Source organism: Comamonas sp. E6, assembly GCF_001010305.1.
GTDB classification, from domain to species: Bacteria; Pseudomonadota; Gammaproteobacteria; order Burkholderiales; family Burkholderiaceae_C; genus Comamonas; species Comamonas thiooxydans.
Genome location: NZ_BBXH01000011.1, coordinates 111,882 through 131,499, shown reverse-complemented (window position 1 = coordinate 131,499; position 19,618 = coordinate 111,882). Strand labels below are relative to the sequence as shown.

Annotated in this window: 15 protein-coding genes, 1 other RNA gene and 1 pseudogene; 7 read left to right on the top strand and 10 right to left on the bottom strand. The window is 55.4% G+C overall.

Annotated features, from left to right (window positions below; genetic code table 11):
• The first annotated feature begins 5 nt into the window (after positions 1-5).
• A complete protein-coding gene (gloB, locus tag CSE6_RS10340) occupies positions 6-779 on the top strand; it encodes a hydroxyacylglutathione hydrolase (protein WP_034356961.1) in 774 nt (257 codons plus the stop codon).
• Complete coding sequence (locus tag CSE6_RS10335) at positions 779-2,311, top strand: transglycosylase SLT domain-containing protein (RefSeq protein ID WP_034393156.1); 1,533 nt, start codon at positions 779-781, stop codon at positions 2,309-2,311. Before gloB ends, CSE6_RS10335 begins: the two co-directional genes overlap by 1 nt.
• A gap of 130 nt (positions 2,312-2,441) precedes the next feature.
• Here the strand turns inward: CSE6_RS10335 and recR are convergent, their stop codons facing one another.
• The 3 genes from recR to dnaX form a co-directional block, all read right to left on the bottom strand.
• The gene (recR, locus tag CSE6_RS10330; protein WP_003066191.1) at positions 2,442-3,032 is read right to left on the bottom strand and encodes a recombination mediator RecR; all 591 of its coding nucleotides are present in this window, start codon (positions 3,030-3,032) and stop codon (positions 2,442-2,444) included.
• 128 nt (positions 3,033-3,160) lie between these two features.
• Positions 3,161-3,493: a YbaB/EbfC family nucleoid-associated protein gene (locus tag CSE6_RS10325; protein WP_003066189.1), complete on the bottom strand. Its 333-nt coding sequence runs from the start codon at positions 3,491-3,493 to the stop codon at positions 3,161-3,163.
• Between the two features lie 27 nt (positions 3,494-3,520).
• Entirely contained in the window at positions 3,521-5,680 is a 2,160-nt protein-coding gene (dnaX, locus tag CSE6_RS10320; RefSeq protein WP_059440469.1) for a DNA polymerase III subunit gamma/tau, read from the bottom strand.
• 103 nt (positions 5,681-5,783) lie between these two features.
• Here dnaX and ffs point away from each other — a divergent pair.
• The 3 genes and pseudogenes from ffs to CSE6_RS10310 all read left to right on the top strand — a co-directional run bounded on the left by ffs (position 5,784) and on the right by CSE6_RS10310 (position 7,375).
• Positions 5,784-5,879, top strand: an RNA gene (gene ffs, locus CSE6_RS10315) — signal recognition particle sRNA small type.
• 116 nt (positions 5,880-5,995) lie between these two features.
• A pseudogene (locus tag CSE6_RS26800) lies at positions 5,996-6,175 on the top strand (DUF6538 domain-containing protein); the annotation flags it as partial.
• A 189-nt stretch (positions 6,176-6,364) separates the two neighbouring features.
• Positions 6,365-7,375, top strand: a complete 1,011-nt coding sequence (locus CSE6_RS10310; protein WP_059440468.1) for a site-specific integrase — start codon at positions 6,365-6,367, stop codon at positions 7,373-7,375.
• Positions 7,376-7,707: 332 nt separating this feature from the next.
• Here CSE6_RS10310 and CSE6_RS10305 read toward each other — a convergent pair whose 3' ends face one another.
• The 5 genes from CSE6_RS10305 to rimO form a co-directional block, all read right to left on the bottom strand.
• Positions 7,708-8,508: a hypothetical protein gene (locus CSE6_RS10305; protein ID WP_059440467.1), complete on the bottom strand. Its 801-nt coding sequence runs from the start codon at positions 8,506-8,508 to the stop codon at positions 7,708-7,710.
• A gap of 1,135 nt (positions 8,509-9,643) precedes the next feature.
• On the bottom strand, positions 9,644-10,225 hold the full coding sequence (locus CSE6_RS10300) for a recombinase family protein (protein ID WP_059440466.1): 582 nt from the start codon (positions 10,223-10,225) through the stop codon (positions 9,644-9,646).
• Positions 10,226-10,847: 622 nt separating this feature from the next.
• Positions 10,848-11,249, bottom strand: coding sequence for a hypothetical protein (locus CSE6_RS10295; protein ID WP_059440465.1), 402 nt, complete (start codon positions 11,247-11,249; stop codon positions 10,848-10,850).
• Positions 11,250-11,253: 4 nt separating this feature from the next.
• Positions 11,254-11,949, bottom strand: coding sequence for an HNH endonuclease (locus tag CSE6_RS10290; RefSeq protein WP_059440464.1), 696 nt, complete (start codon positions 11,947-11,949; stop codon positions 11,254-11,256).
• A 793-nt stretch (positions 11,950-12,742) separates the two neighbouring features.
• Positions 12,743-14,149 (bottom strand): 30S ribosomal protein S12 methylthiotransferase RimO, encoded by a 1,407-nt coding sequence (gene rimO / locus CSE6_RS10285; RefSeq protein ID WP_034356952.1) that lies wholly within the window; start codon positions 14,147-14,149, stop codon positions 12,743-12,745.
• 735 nt (positions 14,150-14,884) lie between these two features.
• Here rimO and CSE6_RS10280 point away from each other — a divergent pair.
• Both CSE6_RS10280 and CSE6_RS10275 read left to right on the top strand, forming a co-directional pair.
• Positions 14,885-15,265, top strand: a complete 381-nt coding sequence (locus CSE6_RS10280) for a MerR family transcriptional regulator (protein WP_034356949.1) — start codon at positions 14,885-14,887, stop codon at positions 15,263-15,265.
• 75 nt (positions 15,266-15,340) lie between these two features.
• Complete coding sequence (locus CSE6_RS10275; RefSeq protein ID WP_059440463.1) at positions 15,341-15,928, top strand: NAD(P)H-dependent oxidoreductase; 588 nt, start codon at positions 15,341-15,343, stop codon at positions 15,926-15,928.
• A 174-nt stretch (positions 15,929-16,102) separates the two neighbouring features.
• Here CSE6_RS10275 and CSE6_RS10270 read toward each other — a convergent pair whose 3' ends face one another.
• Positions 16,103-18,193 carry a site-2 protease family protein gene (locus CSE6_RS10270; RefSeq protein WP_059440533.1) on the bottom strand — a complete coding sequence of 697 codons (2,091 nt, stop codon included), beginning with the start codon at positions 18,191-18,193 and terminating at the stop codon, positions 16,103-16,105.
• A 27-nt stretch (positions 18,194-18,220) separates the two neighbouring features.
• Positions 18,221-19,585 (bottom strand): efflux RND transporter periplasmic adaptor subunit, encoded by a 1,365-nt coding sequence (locus CSE6_RS10265; protein WP_059440462.1) that lies wholly within the window; start codon positions 19,583-19,585, stop codon positions 18,221-18,223.
• Positions 19,586-19,618 lie beyond the last annotated feature (33 nt).

Sequence of the window (19,618 nt, the reverse complement as noted above, 5' to 3'; positions counted from 1 at the left end):
AGCTCATGAACCTGTTGCCCATTCCCGCTTTTTCCGACAACTACATCTGGATGCTCCACGATGCAGAACATGCCGTGGTCGTCGATCCGGGTCAGGCCGAGCCTGTGCTGGCCACCTTGGCACAGCGGGGTCTGAAACTGCAGGGCATTTTAGTCACCCACCATCATGCCGACCATGTGGGCGGCGTGGACGCCATTCGCGCGGCCACGGGTGCTCCGGTCTGGGGCCCCGCCTACGAGACCCTGCCCGAGCCCGTGACGCGCGTGCAGGGGGGCGACCACGTGGAGCTGCTGGGCGGCCCCTGGCAGGTCATCGATGTGCCGGGGCATACCAGCGGCCATATCGCCTTCTTCAGCACCCGGGCGCAAAGCCAGCCCCTGCTGTTCTGCGGCGACACACTGTTCTCGGGCGGCTGCGGTCGCCTTTTCGAAGGCACGGCAGCGCAGATGCAGGCCTCGCTGGACGCACTGGCCGCCCTGCCCGGCAACACGCTGGTGTGCTGCGCACATGAGTACACAATTTCCAACCTGCGATTTGCGCAGGCCGTGGAACCAAACAACCCGGAACTGGCTCAGTATCTGGAACATTGCCAGCAACTGCGCAAGAGCGGGCAGCCGACGCTACCCTCCACATTGCAGACCGAGCTGGCCATCAACCCGTTCATGCGAAGCCGCGCTGCAGATGTGATCGCAGCCGCCGTGCACCATGATCCTCAAACCAGGCCCGAGGAGCCCGCCAGCGTTCTGGCTACCTTGCGCCAATGGAAAAACGTTTTCTGATGAAGCTGCTATCCACCCTGCTGCTGACAAGCGCACTGATATTGACTGGCTGCGCCACCACCAGCAGTGTCGACCCCATGTATCCCAATGGCCCGCTCAAACCCCTGGGCCAGGGCAAAGTCGGCAGCGCTGAAGTCGCTGAGCTTGAAGCCACAGGCGACCTCTGGGTACGTATCCGCAAGGGCTTTGCCATGCCCAACCTTGAGCAGGATCTGGTCCAGAACCAGGAGCAGTGGTATGCCACACGCCCCGACTACATACAGCGCATGACGGAGCGGTCGAGCAAATACCTGTTCCACATCGTCGAGGAACTGGAGCGCCGCAACATGCCGACAGAGTTGGCGCTGTTGCCTTTCATCGAGAGCGCCTTCAACCCTCAGGCCGTCTCCAGCGCCAAGGCCGCCGGCATGTGGCAGTTCATGCCGGCCACGGGCACCTATTTCGACCTCAAGCAGAATGTCTTCCGCGATGATCGCCGCGATGTGCTGGCCTCGACCCGCGCCGCGCTCGACTATCTGCAAAAGCTCTACAACATGTTCGGCGACTGGCATCTGGCCCTGGCCGCCTATAACTGGGGCGAAGGCAGCGTGGGCCGCGCCATCAAGCGCAATGAAAAGCTGGGCCAGCCCGCAGGCTACCTCGACCTGCAGATGCCGGCCGAAACCCGCAATTACGTGCCCAAGCTGCAAGCCGTCAAGAACATCGTGGCCGAACCCGAGAAGTTCAACACCGAGCTTCCCATCATCGAGAACCACCCCTATTTCCAGGCCGTGGATCTCCCGCACGACATCGACGTTGAGCTGGTGGCCAAGCTGGCCGATGTGAGCGTCAAGGACTTCAAGGCACTCAATCCCAGCTTTCACAAACCGGTGATCTTTGCGCGCGCCACGCCACAGGTGCTGCTGCCCTGGGACAACGCCAAGGTTTTCCGCCGCAATCTGCAGGCCTATAGCGAAGGCCAGTTTGCCAGCTGGACGGTATGGACCGTGCCCACCACCATTACCGTGGCCGAAGCCGCCCAGCGTGCAGGCCTGGGCGAAGCCGACCTGCGCGCCATCAACAACATCCCGCCGCGCATGCTGATCAAGGCCGGCTCGGCTCTGATGGTGCCGCGCGATGCCAACGTCAAGACCGATGTGCCTGGCCATGTGGCCGACAACGGTCAGATCTCCTTCGCCCCCGAAATCGTGACCGTGCGCACCACGGTCAAGGCGCGCAAACGCGATACCCTGGTCAGCGTTGCCAGCCGCTATGGCATCAGCGTCTCCAACCTCGCGGACTGGAACGACCTCAAGTCCACGGCATCCTTGCGCCCCGGCCAGTCGCTGATTGCCTACCTGCCCAGCCGCGCAGCCCGCAGCGCACGCGCCGAAGCCAACGACAGCCCACGCGAGTCAGCCCGCAACACCCGTGGCGGCAGCAAGGTGGCAGCCTCCAGCAAGAACGCCAGAACCAGCAGCGCGCCCGCTCCCCGTGGCGGCAAGAGCGAACCCAAGGCACGTGGCGGCACACCAGCCAAGAAGCGCAAATAATCTTCGCCGCCCGCCAAAAAGCCCGCTGTTCGTAAGAACCGGCGGGCTTTTTTATCTCTGCTCATTCAAAGAAATCGATAGCAGCACACGCCTGATATAGAAGCGCCGGCTCCCAATTCAAGCGATATTTTCAGCGCCGGTCCACCAGCGCGTGGGCAATCGTGCCCAGATCCACATATTCAAGTTCGCTGCCTATCGGCACGCCACGCGCCAGCCGCGTGACCAGAATGCCGCGCGACTTGAGCGCCTCGCTGACAGCATGGGCCGTGGCCTCGCCCTCTGCCGTGAAGCTGGTGGCCAGAATCACCTCCTGCACCACGCCATCACAGGCACGCTCCAGCAACTGCTTCATGCCGATTTCCTTGGGGCCCACGCCGTCGAGCGGGGACAGCCGCCCCATCAGCACATAGTAATAGCCCTGATAGGCCCCCGTGCGTTCCATCGCAGCCAGATCGGCCGGAGCCTCGACCACGCACAACCGAGCCCCGTCGCGCCCGGCGTCATCACAGATGCTGCAGATAGCACCTTCGGTAAACGTATGGCAGCGCTCGCAGTGATGAACAGAGTTCACCGCCGAGTCCAGCGCCCGCGCCAGCTGCAGCGCACCAGCCTGATCACGCTGCAGCAAATGAAACGCCATACGCTGCGCCGACTTGATGCCCACACCCGGCAGTCGGCGCAAGGCCTCGATCAAGGCGTCCAGAGATTGCACATCAGACACAGGCTTGTCCTTTCAGTCACCAGAAAAAAGGCGATCTGCCACTACGCAGATCGCCATTCATTCCCCTGCCCACAACACTTGCATGCCCTAAGTCGGGGAAGCGGCACTGCCGCTCAGGAGGAAATCCGTCAGAACGGGAACTTCATCCCGCCGGGCAGGCCGGGCATACCGGCAGTGATCTTGCCCATCTTCTCGTTGGAGGTCTCTTCGGCTTTGCGCACAGCCGCGTTGAAGGCGGCAGCCACCAGGTCTTCCAGCATGTCCTTGTCTTCGGCCAGCAGGCTGGGGTCGATGGTGATGCGCTTGACGTCATGCTTGCAGGTCATCACGACCTTGACCAGACCGGCACCGGATTCGCCTTCGACTTCGATATTGCCCAGCTCTTCCTGAGCCTTCTTCAGGTTGTCCTGCATGGCCTGAGCTTGCTTCATCAAACCGGCGAGTTGTCCTTTGTTGAACATGAGAATTCCTTCTTTTGTTGAAACGCCTTATTCAGGCTGAATAGATATGGGCTTGATGCTACCGGGCACGATTTTCGCGCCAAAGTCTCGCATCAAGGTTTGAACCTGCGGATTGCTTTTGACAATATCCTCGGCCAGCAACTGGCTGGCTTTTCTTTCCAGGGCCAGTCGGCGGGCGGGACTATCCGTCACGGGCCCCTGCTCGACCTGCAATTGTCGCGCATGACCGGCCGCTTCCAGCGCAGCACGCAGACGATCACGTGTGCCAGCCTGATTGAGCGAGTTGGACTCCACGCGCAGCCGCCACAGATCGCCGTCACGGCCCAGAAGTTGAGACTGCAGCGCCAGCTGCCGCGCCACGGCCACCACGGCTTCGCTCTGCAGCAACTGCTGCACCACGCCAAACCACAGATCGCCCTCGGCTGTGCGTTCCACAGGGGCTGCGTCCTGGGCCGTACTGACATAGCCGCCGCTTGCACTCTGGGCCGCCGGCTCGTCAGACTCCATGGGCGGCATGGCATGCGGGGGCTGTCCGACATCCAGGTCGGCATCATCGCCCCAGCGCCCATCGTCAGACCAGCCCTCATCGGGCATGCCTGCCCAGGCCGCCTCGCTGGCATCCTGCTCTTCGGGAGCATCAGCCATATCGCTGCCCTCTGCACTCTCGGACGCATCGTCGACAGGCGTCTGGTCTACCTCGGCGACGGCCTCCTGATCCTCAGCAGGCATGTTTTGCCGAACCGCAGCAGGCTCAGGCCTCACTGCAGGAGCAGGCAAGCGGGTCGACTCCGGCACTGCCTGCATCACCGGCCTTGCGACGGAATACGCTGCGGAATCCGAGCGATCGGCAACAACTTGAATATGTTCTGGCTCGGCCATGCCGGCCACTGACGCAGGCTCCTGCGCCGGTGCGGACTCCAGTGCGGATTCCACCACCGGCTGCACGGAATGAACCTTGGCCGGTGGCACCTCCATCGCCGCTGGCGGTGAAGCCGGAGGCTGCTGAATCGGATTCGGAGCCTGGACAACAGGCCGGCTAGGCCTCAGCGCCGGAGTTTTTTTTTCAGCCGTGCCGGCTTCGGCGTTTTCAGGCTTGAAAGCCAGCAACCGCAGCAGTGCCATGGTCAGCGCAGCGTACTCATCCGGGGCCAGCCCCAGTTCGGCACGGCCGTGCAGGCAGATGCTGTAGAGCAGCTGAGTCTCGTCGCGCGGCATCAGACTGGCCAGTCGGTCTACTTCGGCGGCCTCCGGGTCGCTGGCATCCAGCGGCATATCGGGTACGGCCTGCAACACGGCCATGCGCTGCAGCACGGCGCACATTTCCTCCAGGGTCGATGCAGCAGACAGACCGTTGTGGCGCAGCTCTTCGGAGATTTCAACCACCGTACGCCCATGACCCTGCGCCAAGGCATCGATCAGGCGAAAGACATGGCTGCGATCCACGCTGCCCAGCATCTGGCGCACCGTCGCCTCCTGCAACTGCCCGCTGCCAAAGGCAATCGCCTGGTCGGTCAGACTCAGCGCATCGCGCATGGAGCCACGCGCAGCACGCGACAGCAATCGCAGCGCCTGGGGCTCTGCCGGCACGCTTTCCTTGTCCAGCACATGGGTCAGGTGCTCCAGAACCGTCTCGGGCGCCATCGGGCGCAGATTGAACTGCAGGCAGCGCGAGAGCACAGTGACCGGCACTTTCTGCGGATCGGTCGTGGCCAGCACGAACTTCAGATACTCCGGAGGCTCTTCCAGCGTCTTGAGCATGGCGTTGAACGCGGTGTTTGTCAGCATGTGCACCTCGTCGATCATGAAGACCTTGAAGCGCCCCTGCACCGGCTTGTACACCGCCTGCTCCAGCAAGCTCTGCACCTCATCCACACCCCGGTTGGACGCAGCATCCAGCTCGGTGTAGTCGGGGAAACGCCCGCTATCGATTTCCGTGCATGCTGCGCAAACCCCGCAAGGGGTTGCGGTGATTCCACCGTTACCGTTCAGGCCCTGGCAATTCAGAGACTTGGCCAGAATGCGCGACACCGTGGTCTTGCCCACGCCACGTGTGCCCGTGAACAGATAGGCATGGTGCAGACGCTGCTGGGTCAACGCATTGGTCAGAGCCTGAACCACGTGCTCCTGCCCCACCATTTCGGTGAAGGTACGAGGCCGGTATTTGCGAGCAAGCACTAAATAAGACATAGCCTCTGATTCTACGGGGCCGGGGCATGCCAACAAGCCTGCTCCTGGAATCTCATTTCACAGCTCGCGGAGCTGTGTCGGTTTTGCATCTATAATCGAATGTGACGGGCCTCCTCGCATGGGGAAGCAGCCAACCGGGTCAGGTGGGGAACCAAGCAGCCCTAACTGTGGATACAGTGCCGAGATCAGGCTCGTCACCTTTAGCTGGAAATCCTCTTTAAAAACAAAGAGTTAGCATCCAGAAAAGGCAAATTTTGATGTGTTGTGTCACATGAGCGTGTCACTTTTGTCCACCCCAGACGAAAGTTTTGCCTCATGGCTACCCTTACGGGACTCCATCAAAGAGCAGGTATCTACCACCTCCGCGTCCTCATTCCAACAAGCCTTCAAACAAGGTTTGGGCATAGCTGTTTCCGCAAGAGTCTTGGCACGTCAAACAAGTCAGAAGCAGAGCTGCTAGACACTATCGAGCGAGCACGACTACTAGCCCTCTTTGCAGCAGCAAAGAAAACGCAAGAGCCGCTCAGCAGCGAGGGCCACGTCCCCTTTTCCAATCTCTCAGAGCAAGCACAGAGGGTGCTAGAGCCACTACAAGGCATCTCCGTACCCCCACCAGTAGCACCGACTACACCACCAGCAACAGCACCTCAGCAGGCTGCTTTGCACTCTCAGGCAAGCTCAGCCTTGTTTGCAGAAATCCCCACGCTCAAAGACCTATACAAGCTCTGGCAGCGAACAAAGCAACGGGCGAAGTCTTCCGAAAAAGCATGTTTGCTTGCCATCGACACATGCGAGAAGGCACTAGGCCGTTTACCCATTAACCAACTCACCCGAGCACATGGGGATGCCTTCAGATCATGGTTGCAAGAGCAGCCCATCTCCAGCAAAACCGCTAGGGATCGGTTTACATGGATCAAGTCCCTGCTGGGCTATGCCTTCCGCGAACTGGAGCTAATCCCAAGACAGCCATGGGAAGGCATGGAAATTCAGGTGAGCAAAACCCAGACTCGAAGAGCGTGGAAGGATGAAGAACTTCAGCAGCTATTCAGGCAGCCGCTATTCACTCAATACGACACGCCCAAGGGCAAGAAGTCTGGGAGTGATGCAGCGTATTGGATTCCAATCATCGCCCTTTACACCGGAGCACGCATCGGGGAACTGGCCCAGCTAAAAGCCAATGACATTAATGTGATTGATGGCGTCGCCTTGCTGCATATCACTGATGCTGGTGAAGGCCAGAGGGTGAAAAGCAGCGCCAGCGTTCGCAGCATTCCCATCCACTCAGAGCTGATACGCCTGGGCCTTCTGGAATACGCACAAGCCATCAGGGATACAGGACATACACGGCTTTGGCCCATCCTGCGAGAAGACACGGAGCGCCCAGGATTGAACCTGTCAAATTGGTTTGGGGACTACCGCCGCAGCATTGGCTTGACGGAGCGTTACCCAGACTTTCACTCATTCAGACACCTAGCCAGAACACGCATGGCTAGAGCCAAGATTTCCGAAAAGGCGATGGACTCCATCACGGGCCATGAAACCCAGGGAAGCATAGGCAAGACCGTGTATCAAAACGTGGACATGACAGATCGCATCGAAGCTATTGAAGCAATAGCCCACCCAATAGCCCTGCCTCGCGTTTACACAATCCCAAAGATGGAAACAGCCAAACGAGGAAGACACAAACTCATTTAAACACGCCACAGGCACTTTTACACCCCAATGGCCACCACCCCATTGAAAGTCAAATTTAAACGCTTACAGACCCCTTAAAACGCGTTTAAACGGTATTCAAAGCAACAAGCAACAAAAGAAAGAGAATTTATGCAAGTCATTACCAAAACAGTACACATCTCTGGAAAGAATAGAACCTACTGGTCAGATGATGGTGGATTGAGCTGGTACTGGGTTGAGGCAAGGGCTATTCCATCCCCCCAGAATTTTCAGGATTGATATCTGAAGGGCTTAGCGCATCCCTGAGCAGACAATATACAAGCTCAGGCAAAAAGCAAATATCGTGGTGGAGATCATGCTAATTCCGTTCTACGTGATTTGATGATGCGCTTTCGTTTGCACTGCCGTTCACCACCAGGAAGCAAGGAACCACCTGAAATTCTTTTCCCCTCCTCAATGATTTTCTCCTTCGTGTGCTTCTTACACATGTATGACAACCAGTAGAAGGCAAACTCTCGTTCAATCTCAGACTCCAAGCAAATATATTCCTTGGAGCTATCAAGATTCAAACCATTACTCAGGAAATACACCTTTACTTCCTCCTGTTTGATTCGTGCAATGTCTGGGCAAATGAACTGAGCAGTAGCGAATGAATATTCAGGATTGGAATTCTTTACTTTATGGAAAGATGCCATAAAGGCATCAGTGTTTTGGATTTGATTGGAATTGAAGAAGATAGCGACGTGGAAGTGATACCCAGCCGTTTCAGACCACTCCAGATGCCATCTGTAATACAGATTAGCCCTAGGAATGCTTCTCTGCACTTCCTTCATCAGCTTTGTTAAGAAGACTGGGCCACTCTTGGCTAGCTCTTCTCGCCCCTGCTGCTCATCCTTAGAAACAACCGTCAAACGCATGTGCGCAACGCACCAGCGGTAGCCAGGAATGCCCTGAACGTACTGAAACATGCGGAGCATCTGAGACATAGACCTTCTCTCCACAGAAGCAATCTCTCCTCGCTTAGTTTCATATCCAGCATTTATATGCAAACCATAGAATTCTGGCTCTTCATGAAATCCCATATCCTTAGGAATTTTCACAACCGAATTGAAACCATCAATTTTCAAGCCATCATTAGCATTTTTCACTTTCATTTTTCTTCTCCAAACAAAAAAGGCATGGAGCTTTTAAACTCTATGCCTTCATCAACCCACAGGAATCTGTAACTCCTAACCTTCAAATAAATCTAAATTCATCAACTACATGTTTAATTATTTTGTAGGTGATGATGACATTACCACCACATTACCATTACTCTTTTATTGTTTCTTCTATTGTTATATGACATACTATTTGTAGTAAGCTCTATACGAAGTTATCTATGATCCAACAAACATTTCACCCAAATCTCCACAACCAACACCCGTGAAAGCCAATAGCCACAAGGGTTTCAGCATTTACCTAATGGAAATTTATGGTTAAAAAGTTACCCGACATATCGCCATCCACTGCCGAGTAAAACAAAACCAGTAAAAACGAGCGAGAGGAAGACCAGGGCTAAGCCAAATCTACCTCTTAAAGCTATACAGAACTTCTGACGCTGCTAGCTACATCTATACATTAGATAATTATATATAGTAATACTTTATTATATATAATATATATTATTAATTAATACTAATAGTATAGTTACCTTGAGTTTCAAAAACAGAAGACAAAACTTGTCTTTGACACCAGAGACTTTCAAGGAGTAAAACCTATCCAATCTACCTGTTGTCGAAGACAGTTATCTTCTGTGTATCGTTACCTTTGAGCACGGCACAGCTCACCATGAGGGTGAGAGACATGGGAAACCCATGCCAAGACAGCCACCCTCTTCCTAACAAGGGGCGACATGTAGCCACATTTACGGGAGTTAGCCCTGCACCAGACCCGCCACAACGTGCATCGCACATCTTGTCTGTCTGCCCCCTGCGTGCCTTGGTTCCGCAGAACCCACCAGCCCAGGTTGGGGGAAATAGAATCGCTGGCCCCGGTTCGTGTCACGTCCCAACCAGCAAAGCCTCGACCCATTCCCGAGTATCTATTATCATATCATGACATCACAGTTTTGTCAAGATGCCCGATAAAATATTCCCAACTACATCTCAAACCGCTACAATAATCCCCCCTCCCGGAAGGCAAGCCGATTAGCGGCCTTGTAAGCGTTTTTTTCACCCCCTGGCTACCCTGGTATACCCCAAGCAGATTAAAGCCCGCAGAAGCCACCCTGATGGCCTTCCTGGGGATTCATTGCTGCTTGCGGCAGTAGCGATTTACAGAAGATGTAGAGATTCCGAAGTGTTTGGCAGTTTCGGAAACGCTGGCGCTGTTGGCCCTCCTCCACTCTTTAACCTCCGCAGCATTGGCAGCAGTAGGGCGCCCCAGGGATAGTTTCCCGTGTTGCGTTTGGCCTGTTGTGGCAAGTAACTCTCGGGCTACAGCTCTGCCTGCTTCTGTCCGATCCCTGATTCTGTTGCGCTCCATGTCTGCAACCTGGGCAAGCACCGCCAGGATCAGCTCACCCACGCCAGCAGCAATACGACCCAGGCCGTGAATCTCGATGGCAATCCCTCGCTTCAGCAGATCACGCACGACCTGCTGCACGTCCAAGGCATCACGCCCTAAACGATCTACTGCGTATACGTGGATGCTGTCACCTTCACGGACGTAGGCCAGTAGTTGGGCAAACCCAGCCCGTTCAATAGCGGGAATTGCCCCGCTTACACCTTCATCTTGAAATTCTTTGTCAAACCCACCGCCCAGCGCTGCACGCTGAGATTCAATGGATTGGTCGGAAGCAGAAACTCGGTAGTAGGCAATACGGCTCATGATTCGTATCAGAAGTTACCCTTCAATTCTGACACTGTATCAAAAGTGTTTTTCATATCTTTTGATATAAGCCATCCCTTCGAATTTAGCTTGTGTCAGAAGGTACGACTTATGATCCACCAACCTCCTCACTAGAGGTAGCTTGCGACCCAAAGCGAATATTTATACCCCTGCCTAGAAGCAGACGCTCAGGAATGCTTATATTTACCGCCCTTGTGCTGCTTTATGCACAAGTTCTGGTGGAATGATTGATTGCGCCTCAATAAAAATTCTCTCTAGTGGATTTGATTTTCATTCTCGATACTTATAGGAAATGGCGAGTATGCCTGAATTAATTTCAATATTTCCTCTATATCTCGCCCTGCAGCGGACATATCGATGCACCCGAGGTATTTTGCTCGTGCAGTGAATTTGAAAGCAAATGAATGCTCGGCCTGTTTCGATAGCATCGTGACGTGAAGATTTCGAATTATTGCTTGAAGCTGACGCTTACAATTTATAGCAAGGAAACAAGACTCTTTGGATCGATTTTCATGGATCAATAGTAAGTCTATATCACGGTAATCAGGATTTCCACAAAAAAACGATCCAAATCCGTAGACTTCAATTTGACTCATGACGCCTACGATCTATTCAACATTTTCTTTTCCCACTCACTCATGTAATCCCAATAATTCGATTTATTAATTGCAGCCATAAATCCTTTTATATCGAATATGCCAACTTTCTCTTGCATTTTCGCAAGCTTCATTTCAAAATCGTAACCACACCAGCTAGAGCTAATGATTACTGCATTTACAGGTCCGTAATTTTCAACTGTCTCATAGTATGAAGCATCATCGAAGGCGTAACATTCACAAATAAATACTCGCAGTACTCGACCATCCAAAAGATGCACATCATAAAGGCCTGTTTTAATATTTTCTAAATTAGATACCTTGCTGTGCTCATGCATTCGAGCCTCAAAGAATCTATAGTGCCCATAGTAACTTAGCCAAGGAAAACTTTTGTTATGTGCTGACATAGTTTTATTCTCGAATAAGTGCATCAAAATCTACTGGAAAACGCTCAACTGCTTGATATGGAATATCATCGTTAACCCATAATTCATAACTCTTAGCGTGAGAAAGGAATTTACTAACAATAGATTGCTGACTTTGGGTAAAAAGCATTCGATAATCAATCAAGAGCTTAGCTATGGCTCTATTGTTGGGAACAATCGTTGATAATCGCTCGGATGTCCACAGTCCGTAAAGTAATTCGTTATTTGGGTTTTTCAGTGCAAGGATAGAGTTTGGACCGTACTTTATCCATGCCTGATGATTATCAGCCAACAGTCTTGCAATATGATTTTTTAGTTCTTCAATAGTCAAGACTTTCTCTACTGCAAGCATCGAGATGACCCACTTCTCATGGCTCGACTTTGCCTCGATCAACCACTCAACAAAGTATTTTTTTTCATTCTCTGGCTTGTCGATTTCTGTGTGATGGTTAGGGCAGAGCAGAATTAGATTCTGGTAGAGATCTCGTTCGTCGTCTTTCTGTTTATCATCATATCTGCTCGAACCAGGATTCTTTCCCTTAATGTGGGCCATCTCACCGAGCGTGTATGGTGCGGTATCTGCTGCTTGCTCTACCGAAAGGCGCGTATTGCAACCTGGAAATGAGCATCTCCCGGCAGCATTAGACCAAAGCAGCTTGATTGATTTATCACTTACTGCCATAAGTACTGTAAATTCTGTAATCCATTGGATGGTCTGCTTAGTTGGACCTAAAAATCATGAAGGGCATTTACCAAGTATTTATATATATTGGTGCTTCTATTGAAATTATGCTGCCTGAGCCGACCATGGGTCAAGGGACTAGCCCCTGCCATGCTCGTGAAAATACTAGTAATACGGAAGAAGTGGGAGACGGCTAGGTAGCCACCCATAAGGAAAAATACCCAAGGCAGGTTGTGGCCGCCAACAGCCAACCACACACCCATGACAAATAGTTAAAGCAAAGCCAGCATCAGCTAGACTCCTGCCTGTTTTGTGTCACTTCTTTGTGTCACAACACTCATTTTTTGTTGGACGGGCCTCCTCGCATGGGGAAGCTTTCGCCTGCGAAACACCGGGTCAGGTGGGGAACCAAGCAGCCCTAACTGTGGATACAGTGCCGAGATCAGGCTCGTCACCTTTCGATGGAAACCTCTTTACAGACAAGAGGCTGTCTTCCTAGAAAGGCAATTCTTCACCATTAACAACACGATGCTGTAGTGCTTCTCCCGGGAAAAGTACAGAAAAAGTGTTTCGTGCTGACGTCATGTCCTGGATCTCAAATCGACCCCGGAGGCGATGCCGTCCCGATCAGAACCGAATCTGAACCCTTCATTGCATCAGGATCTCCCGCAGGCCATTGGCAGACAAGCACGGCAACCAAGAGGCCAAGAGATCAGATGCAAAAAAGGCCGCAGTCGCGGCCTTTTTGTCTCTACCGGATTGAAATGGCGCCGCACAGTGGCGCCATGAAAATTCAAACAGGAACGCCCACCAGATCATGCCCCTGCGTGCCCACGATGCGCACGCTGATCAGCTCGCCCACCTTGTAGGTCTTGCTGGCCTTCTCGGGCGGCTGGATGTGAACCACACCATCGATCTCGGGAGCATCGGCATAGGTCCGGCCCACACCGCCCTTTTTACCCAGGCTGACAGCCTTGTCCACCAACACCTTCATGACCTGGCCCACGCGGCGCTGCAGACGCTTGGTGGAGACCTCCTCGGCCACCTCCATGAAGCGCGCACGACGTGCTTCGCGTACTTCTTCAGGCAGCATGCCGGGAAGTTCGTTGGCGGTGGCGCCTTCGACGGGGCTGTAGGCAAAGCAGCCGGCACGGTCGATCTCGGCTTCGCGAATGAAGTCCAGCAGATGCTCGAACTCCTCCTCGGTCTCGCCGGGAAAGCCGGCAATGAAGGTGGAACGAATCACCAGCTCGGGGCAGATCTTGCGCCACTCGCGGATACGGTCCAGGTTCTTTTCGCCCGATGCGGGTCGCTTCATGCGCTTGAGCACATCGGGGTGGCTGTGCTGCAAGGGCACATCCAGGTAAGGCAGGATCTTGCCCTCGGCCATCAAGGGCAGGACCGCATCCACGGTGGGATAGGGGTAGACATAGTGCAGACGCACCCAGGCACCATGCTGCTGCGCCAGCTTGCCCAGCTCGTCGGCCAGCTCCAGCATGCGGGTCTTGACGGGCTTGCCGTCCCAGAAACCGGTGCGGTACTTCACATCCACACCATAGGCCGAGGTATCCTGGCTGATCACCAACAGCTCTTTCACGCCCCCTTCGAACAACGCCTTGGCTTCCTTGAGCACATCGCCGATCGGACGCGAAACCAGATCGCCGCGCATGCTGGGAATGATGCAAAAGGTGCAGCGATGGTTGCAGCCCTCGGAAATCTTCAGATAGGCATAGTGCTTGGGCGTGAGCTTGATGCCAGCATCGCCAAAGCTGCCAGGCACCAGGTCCACGAACGGGTCATGCGGCTTGGGCAGGTGGGTGTGCACGGCGTCCATCACCTCTTGGGTAGCATGGGGGCCGGTGACGGCCAGCACACTGGGGTGCACTTCGGCCACCATGGTGGAGCCGCCCTCTTTGCCAGCCTTGGCACCCAGGCAACCGGTCACGATCACCTTGCCGTTAGCTGCCAGAGCTTCGCCAATGGTGTCCAGGCTTTCCTTGACGGCATCGTCAATGAAGCCACAGGTGTTGACGATGACCAAATCCGCGCCTTCAAAGGTCTTGGAAGTCTGGTAACCCTCGGCGCTGAGCTGCGTGAGAATCAGCTCGCTATCAGTCAAGGCCTTGGGGCAGCCCAGCGAAACAAAGCCCACTTTGGGGATTGCGGTTTGCGTGGGGCTAACGGAGTCGATTGATTTCATTTGATTTTTCCAGCAGCGCAGCGTCTACGCGCCAAGCAGAAATTTTATTTCAACGGCCAAATCAGCAGACTCGACTCTGTTGTTCGAGCCAGCCACACGCACGATGAAAAACTGGTAAACGAAAAAGGCGCTACCGCTTCTATAGCTGTAGCGCCTGTATTCTGGCTGGTTCCACGAGATTCAAGCTCGCGACCAACGGATTAAAAGCCCGAGTCACCAACAAGCATTGACACGGCCCAAAACAGGTTAATCGATTGATTTTACCAGTTGCGCACCCAGGCTGCTCGCGCCCTCCAGGTCTTCCCAGGGCTAAGGTATGCGATGGATGCTTGAAACCTCCCTGCCCTGCCTAGCAAGAGGCATCCAATAGTCGCCCTCAATGCTTGCTGCAGCGAGCGCAGTCAATATGAGCAGATAAAGGAGCGGCAGCAAGGCATTGCTTACTAGAGAAAAGCCGTTAGCAGAGGATTTCCGACACGCACTGGACAACCCTGATGATTGTCGAGTGCCAGGGCCGCGCCGAAATTTGCTGCAATCGCGCCATGGGATTGCCGTAAATTCGCACGATGGCTCCTGACAAGGCCTATGGCCGTGAACCCTTTGTCACGACCACTCGAAATTCATGGGTCAACAACTCCCACAACACATTCAAACGACCCCAGGCATTCATGCCCCCTGAGCCAACAGCACTTTCAGCAAGAAAGATACATACTGCCAAGCGCACGGGAGTCACCTATGCGTATCGGTGAACTCGCCGCACTCACAGGCTGCACGCCCAAAGCGCTACGCCTTTATGAGGCGCACGGCTTGCTCGGCACCGTGGCACGCCAGGGCAGCTACCGCCACTACGAACCGGAAGATGTGCAGCGCGTGCAGTGGATCCGCCAGGCGCTGTCGCTGGGTTTTCGCCTGGCTGCGCTACAGCCGCTACGCAGCATCGACACTCCCTCCGGCGCTGCCGCCGTCCAGACCCTGCTCCAGACCCGGCGACGCGCCATTGCCGACGAACTGGCGCGGCTGCAAGCTGCCGACATCGCCCTGGCGGCATTGTCCATGGAGCTGAGCACATGCAACGGTGCAAAGACATGCGGTTCACCAGAGCCACTCTCCATTTGACGTTGTAGGGCTTGACTCTGTCCCCAAGGACAAGGTGATGCTGGCGGCTTACGAACTCAGCCCGCCTCTATCGCCATGTCCCGTCGCATCCTCATCATCCTCGGCCAGCCCTCCACCAACAGTCTATGTGCCGCCTTGGCGAGCACCTATGCCGATGCCGCGCGCCACGCTGGAGCCGAGGTCCGACTTCTGGAGCTGGGTGAAATGCAATTCGACCCCATCCTGCGCCACGGATACGAGCATAGCCAGCCGCTGGAGGCCGACCTCCAAGGCGCTCAGCTCGACATTACCTGGGCGCAACACCTGGTGTGGGTCTATCCGATATGGTGGGGCGGGCTACCGGCGCTGCTCAAGGGCTTTCTCGATCGCATCTTCCTGCCAGGTTTCGCCTTCAAATACCGAGCCGACTCTGCATTGTGGGACCGCCTGCTGGGCGGCCGCACTGCTGAACTGCTTGTGACAATGGATTCCCCCCCTTGGTACTACCGCTGGGTACAGCGCCAACCAGGTCATCGGCAAATGAAACAGAGCATTCTGGAGTTCAGCGGGATCCGGCCCGTGCATGTGCATAGTTTCGGCCCTGTGCTCAAGTCCAGTGCCGCCAAGCGCGCCGTCTGGATAAAGCGCGTGCACACGCTGGGCACTCGTGCAGGCTTATGCTGACAGCGTCCTTCCTTATCCTTCATCCACCGCTCTTTGCTGCGACAGCAGGGGGCGGTAAGCCCCCCCACTTTCGTTCCGTGAAGCTCCACGCGGCCAAGGAATACGGCCACAGACTGCTGCGGGGCGGATGCATCGACCGGTTGAATCACCGCCCATTGCAGTCATTTATCGAAGCTAAAAACCTGCCTCCCTCCAAAAAACACTCGTCGCAGTTTTCACAAACTGCGCCGCAGCCGCTTCCCATTGGCCGCGAATGCTGACTTTGCCACGCCAGCGGTGTTGCAAAACAGCGTCTGTTTCGAGCGGTGTCACCACATCCAGCACCACTCTGTAGACCGGACGCTCCGGGTATAGGGTGCCTTGCATGCTTCGGACCTGAATCATGCCTCCAGCTGCCGCAGACAGCGCAGCCTCCGAGAGGGTACGACTCGCATCCTGATCAACGCTGCGCACCGTCAAATCCAGTACCGGACCCACACCAGCGTCAGCGATAAAAATTGCGCTGTCGCCGATGCTGATGCGTTGAATATCTTCTTCCTGCACATAGACAAGAACCTCCAGCCGATCGCCGCCCACGACTCTACCCAGCAATTCATTCCGGGCCAGCCAGTCTCCCGGTCGAAGATCCGGATCCACGTCGCGCAGAACTCCAGTGCCCGAGGCATTCAGACGGTAGCGACTGGCTTCGGTTTCTACTGCCTGCTGTTGAGTAGCCGCCTGCAGCTGACGCTCTTGCAGAACCTGCCAGTCCCTGCGCAGCTCAGAGTCGAAACCTGCTGCCGCTATTTGCTGCGAATACTGGGTCCTCTGCGCATCGTTTTGAGCCTGAGCGGCCTTGAGAGCCGGAGAGTCCAGCATAAAGACAGGGGCATCAACCTTGACCATGCGTGCGTCGCCAAACATTTGCTGCTGCAGCTGCGATGCATCAAGCGCATGCAAAGGCCAGATTTCGCTGGATTGCAACATACCCTCGGTGCGGATTGGGGCAGGCAGGGGCAGCCAGCAAAGCGCAATAAGTGCAAAGGCTCCGATGGCACTCCAACGTGCTCTTCGACTACGGACGATCTGAGGCCAGCGCAAATACCATGCTGCAATCTCGGACCAGAGAGGCTTGGCAATGAACCACACAATCTCCACCAGAAACAGCAAGATGCCCAGCGCCTTGATGAAGAAGTGATAGACCAAGGCGGCAATACCCAAAAAAAGAACCAATCGATAAATCCAGGTAGCCCAGGCAAACAAGATGAGTCCGCGACGTTTGGCATCGGCAAAAGACTCCGGGGGAGGTTCACCGAGCTTGAATAATTTCTCTCTGAGATCCCAGCGTGCCAGTGCAAAGGCACGTGAGTGCAGATTAGGCATCTGCAGAAAGTCGGACAACAGAAAATATCCATCAAAACGCATGAACGGACTTGCATTGATGGCCAGCGTGCTGACCCATGTCGTAGTGGCCAGCAAAAAGGCCATGGACTTGGGGGCTCCTTCAGGTAACCAGACCCACGCCAGCAAGGCCCATGCGGCAATCATCAGCTCCGTTGCGATGCCAGCACCCGCGACCTTGAGGCGCTGATCACGCCGGGTCAATTTCCAGACCTCGTTGGTATCGGTGTACGCCACCGGCCAAAGCACCAGAAAGGCAACACCCATGGTCGGAACGCGGCATCCAAATCGCTTGGCCATCAAGCCATGCCCCAGTTCATGAAGCACCTTGACAAACCCTAGCGTCAATCCATAGGCCAGCAGCCCTTGCCAGGTCAGCGAATCAACCAGGGTGGCCGTGAACGTTCCCCAGGAGCGTGAAATGCCCCAGACCCCAGCAAACAGAGCCAGCAAGCTGACCCAGCCAAAGGTTCGGCTGAATAGAAACTCCAGCGAGGGCGCCCATCGTGTCAGCCAGCGATCAGGCCTGATCAGCGGGACCCGAAAAAAGAGGTAGTTATGAAGAAGCCATTGCATCCAGCTTGAGCGTCTGCCCTGCCACCGCTCAGCCATCGCATCGGCGCTATTGGGAGGAGGCTCCAACAGATCATTTCTCTGCGCAAACTGCAAGAGCGCATTCACGTCTTCCTCATGGAGCGTCAATGTCGTTTGAGCACAGACATCTTGCACAATCGCGTCAGCGACGCCCAGATGCCAACGCTTGAACACCTCAAAGCTGGCCCAGTCCAGCTGAAAGAAAAGGTTGCGTACGGGATCATGCAGGGTCCAGCTGGGCTGACCATCGGGCAGCACAGGACCGGGAAGCAAATCCAGCTCTTCACGCAAAGCAGGCCATGCGGTACTCATGTCGACTTACCAGGCAATGAACTGGCGCAGGACGGCCCAGGGCTTGCGCAGAACCCAGTAGGCCAAAGGCACCCAATCGCCTTGCAGCTTGGCGGTACCTTTGAGGCCTATACGAGCCTCCTCCTTGGCGAGCGACATGGACGCACGCACTCGATAGGCGTAGCTGCCATCTGGCCTGGCATTGGCGTCATACGCCATATACCGTAGCTTGCCCTCCAGCCCGGCCATGGGATTCGCTGCCAGATACAGCCTCACTGTGGCGCCCTGGGCCAATGGAATGGCATCGCCGATGGGAACCCAGGCCTCGATTTCCACTTCATCAGGCTGGGCAATACGCATCACCCGCTCGCCCGTCTGTACAGGTTTGCCAAGCCATTCGGTGGGCGAGTCAAACAAAACCATGCCATCTTCAGGTGCCAGTACCCGGCTGCGATCACGTTGGTCACTCAGATATTGCACCTCGGCACGCTTCTCTCCTATGCGCCCGACTAGCGCTGCAAGCTGTGCCTTGGAGCGAACGTCGCCCAAGGCCAGTTGGGCAGATTGTCGATATTCGGCTTCAGCGGTCAGCAGAGCTTGCCGGGCAACTTCCAATCGGCTGCTGATCTGCGCCTCATCCAGTCCAAACAAGCGCTCGCCTTTACGTACCATTTGATTGGGCTGGACATGGATCTGATCGATGACGCCATCCAAGGGTGCTCTCAACACCACAGGCTGGGCCGCTACCAGTTCACCCGGAGCAAGAACGCTCATATGCACAGGGACAGCACCAATCGCAACAAGCCCGCCAATGATCCAGACAGGCTTTCTCTGCCACCAGCTCCTGGCCGCAGTTATTGATACCGCAGGCTTTCGCCAGAACCTGGATTGGCTTGCCTGCAATGCAGAGTACGCATGGAACCAGATATGACACCATTCGGCGAGCAGCGGAAAACGCTGCTCTTCAATAGGCTGCGCCCCTGAAAGCAACAGCCCGCCGCAACAAACAGGTGTCTGGGCATCCTGCACAAGAGGCACCCATATCGCATAGGCGCCCAGCCATTCGTGCCAGGAACTGGCCAGCTCGGGAGGAAGCTGGGCCGGTTCAATGCGCCGCACCTGAACGGATGGCTGCGCCTGGAGAAACTGACCAACCCCGTGCAGCCACTGCGCATAAGGAGTGTTCCTGTCGGTCTCGACCACGCCGGACAGCGCCGTCACACCCTCCTTGTCCAGCCACAAGCATGCTTGACGGTAAGGCACGAGCAAACGGCTGTCGTTGACCAGCAAAAAGTGCAGTTCGGCGCTGCTGCGTGCAGCCCTGGCTCGATGCCCAAGCTCGAGCAGCAGCATTGCCGGGTTTGCGTTCTGAGGAGAAACGGCTGCATTCATCGCACAACCGCCTCATGGGCTGCACCCATCAAT

Coding starts and splice junctions, on each gene's coding strand:
- CSE6_RS10265 (WP_059440462.1), bottom strand. CDS start 19,585: ATGAATGCAGCCGTTTCTCCTCAGAACGCAAACCCGGCAATGCTGCTG.
- CSE6_RS10300 (WP_059440466.1), bottom strand. CDS start 10,225: ATGAGCCGTATTGCCTACTACCGAGTTTCTGCTTCCGACCAATCCATT.
- rimO (WP_034356952.1), bottom strand. CDS start 14,149: ATGAAATCAATCGACTCCGTTAGCCCCACGCAAACCGCAATCCCCAAA.
- CSE6_RS10275 (WP_059440463.1), top strand. CDS start 15,341: ATGTCCCGTCGCATCCTCATCATCCTCGGCCAGCCCTCCACCAACAGT.
- CSE6_RS10305 (WP_059440467.1), bottom strand. CDS start 8,508: ATGAAAGTGAAAAATGCTAATGATGGCTTGAAAATTGATGGTTTCAAT.
- CSE6_RS10280 (WP_034356949.1), top strand. CDS start 14,885: ATGCGTATCGGTGAACTCGCCGCACTCACAGGCTGCACGCCCAAAGCG.
- CSE6_RS10290 (WP_059440464.1), bottom strand. CDS start 11,949: ATGGCAGTAAGTGATAAATCAATCAAGCTGCTTTGGTCTAATGCTGCC.
- gloB (WP_034356961.1), top strand. CDS start 6: ATGAACCTGTTGCCCATTCCCGCTTTTTCCGACAACTACATCTGGATG.
- CSE6_RS10325 (WP_003066189.1), bottom strand. CDS start 3,493: ATGTTCAACAAAGGACAACTCGCCGGTTTGATGAAGCAAGCTCAGGCC.
- dnaX (WP_059440469.1), bottom strand. CDS start 5,680: ATGTCTTATTTAGTGCTTGCTCGCAAATACCGGCCTCGTACCTTCACC.
- CSE6_RS10295 (WP_059440465.1), bottom strand. CDS start 11,249: ATGTCAGCACATAACAAAAGTTTTCCTTGGCTAAGTTACTATGGGCAC.
- CSE6_RS10335 (WP_034393156.1), top strand. CDS start 779: ATGAAGCTGCTATCCACCCTGCTGCTGACAAGCGCACTGATATTGACT.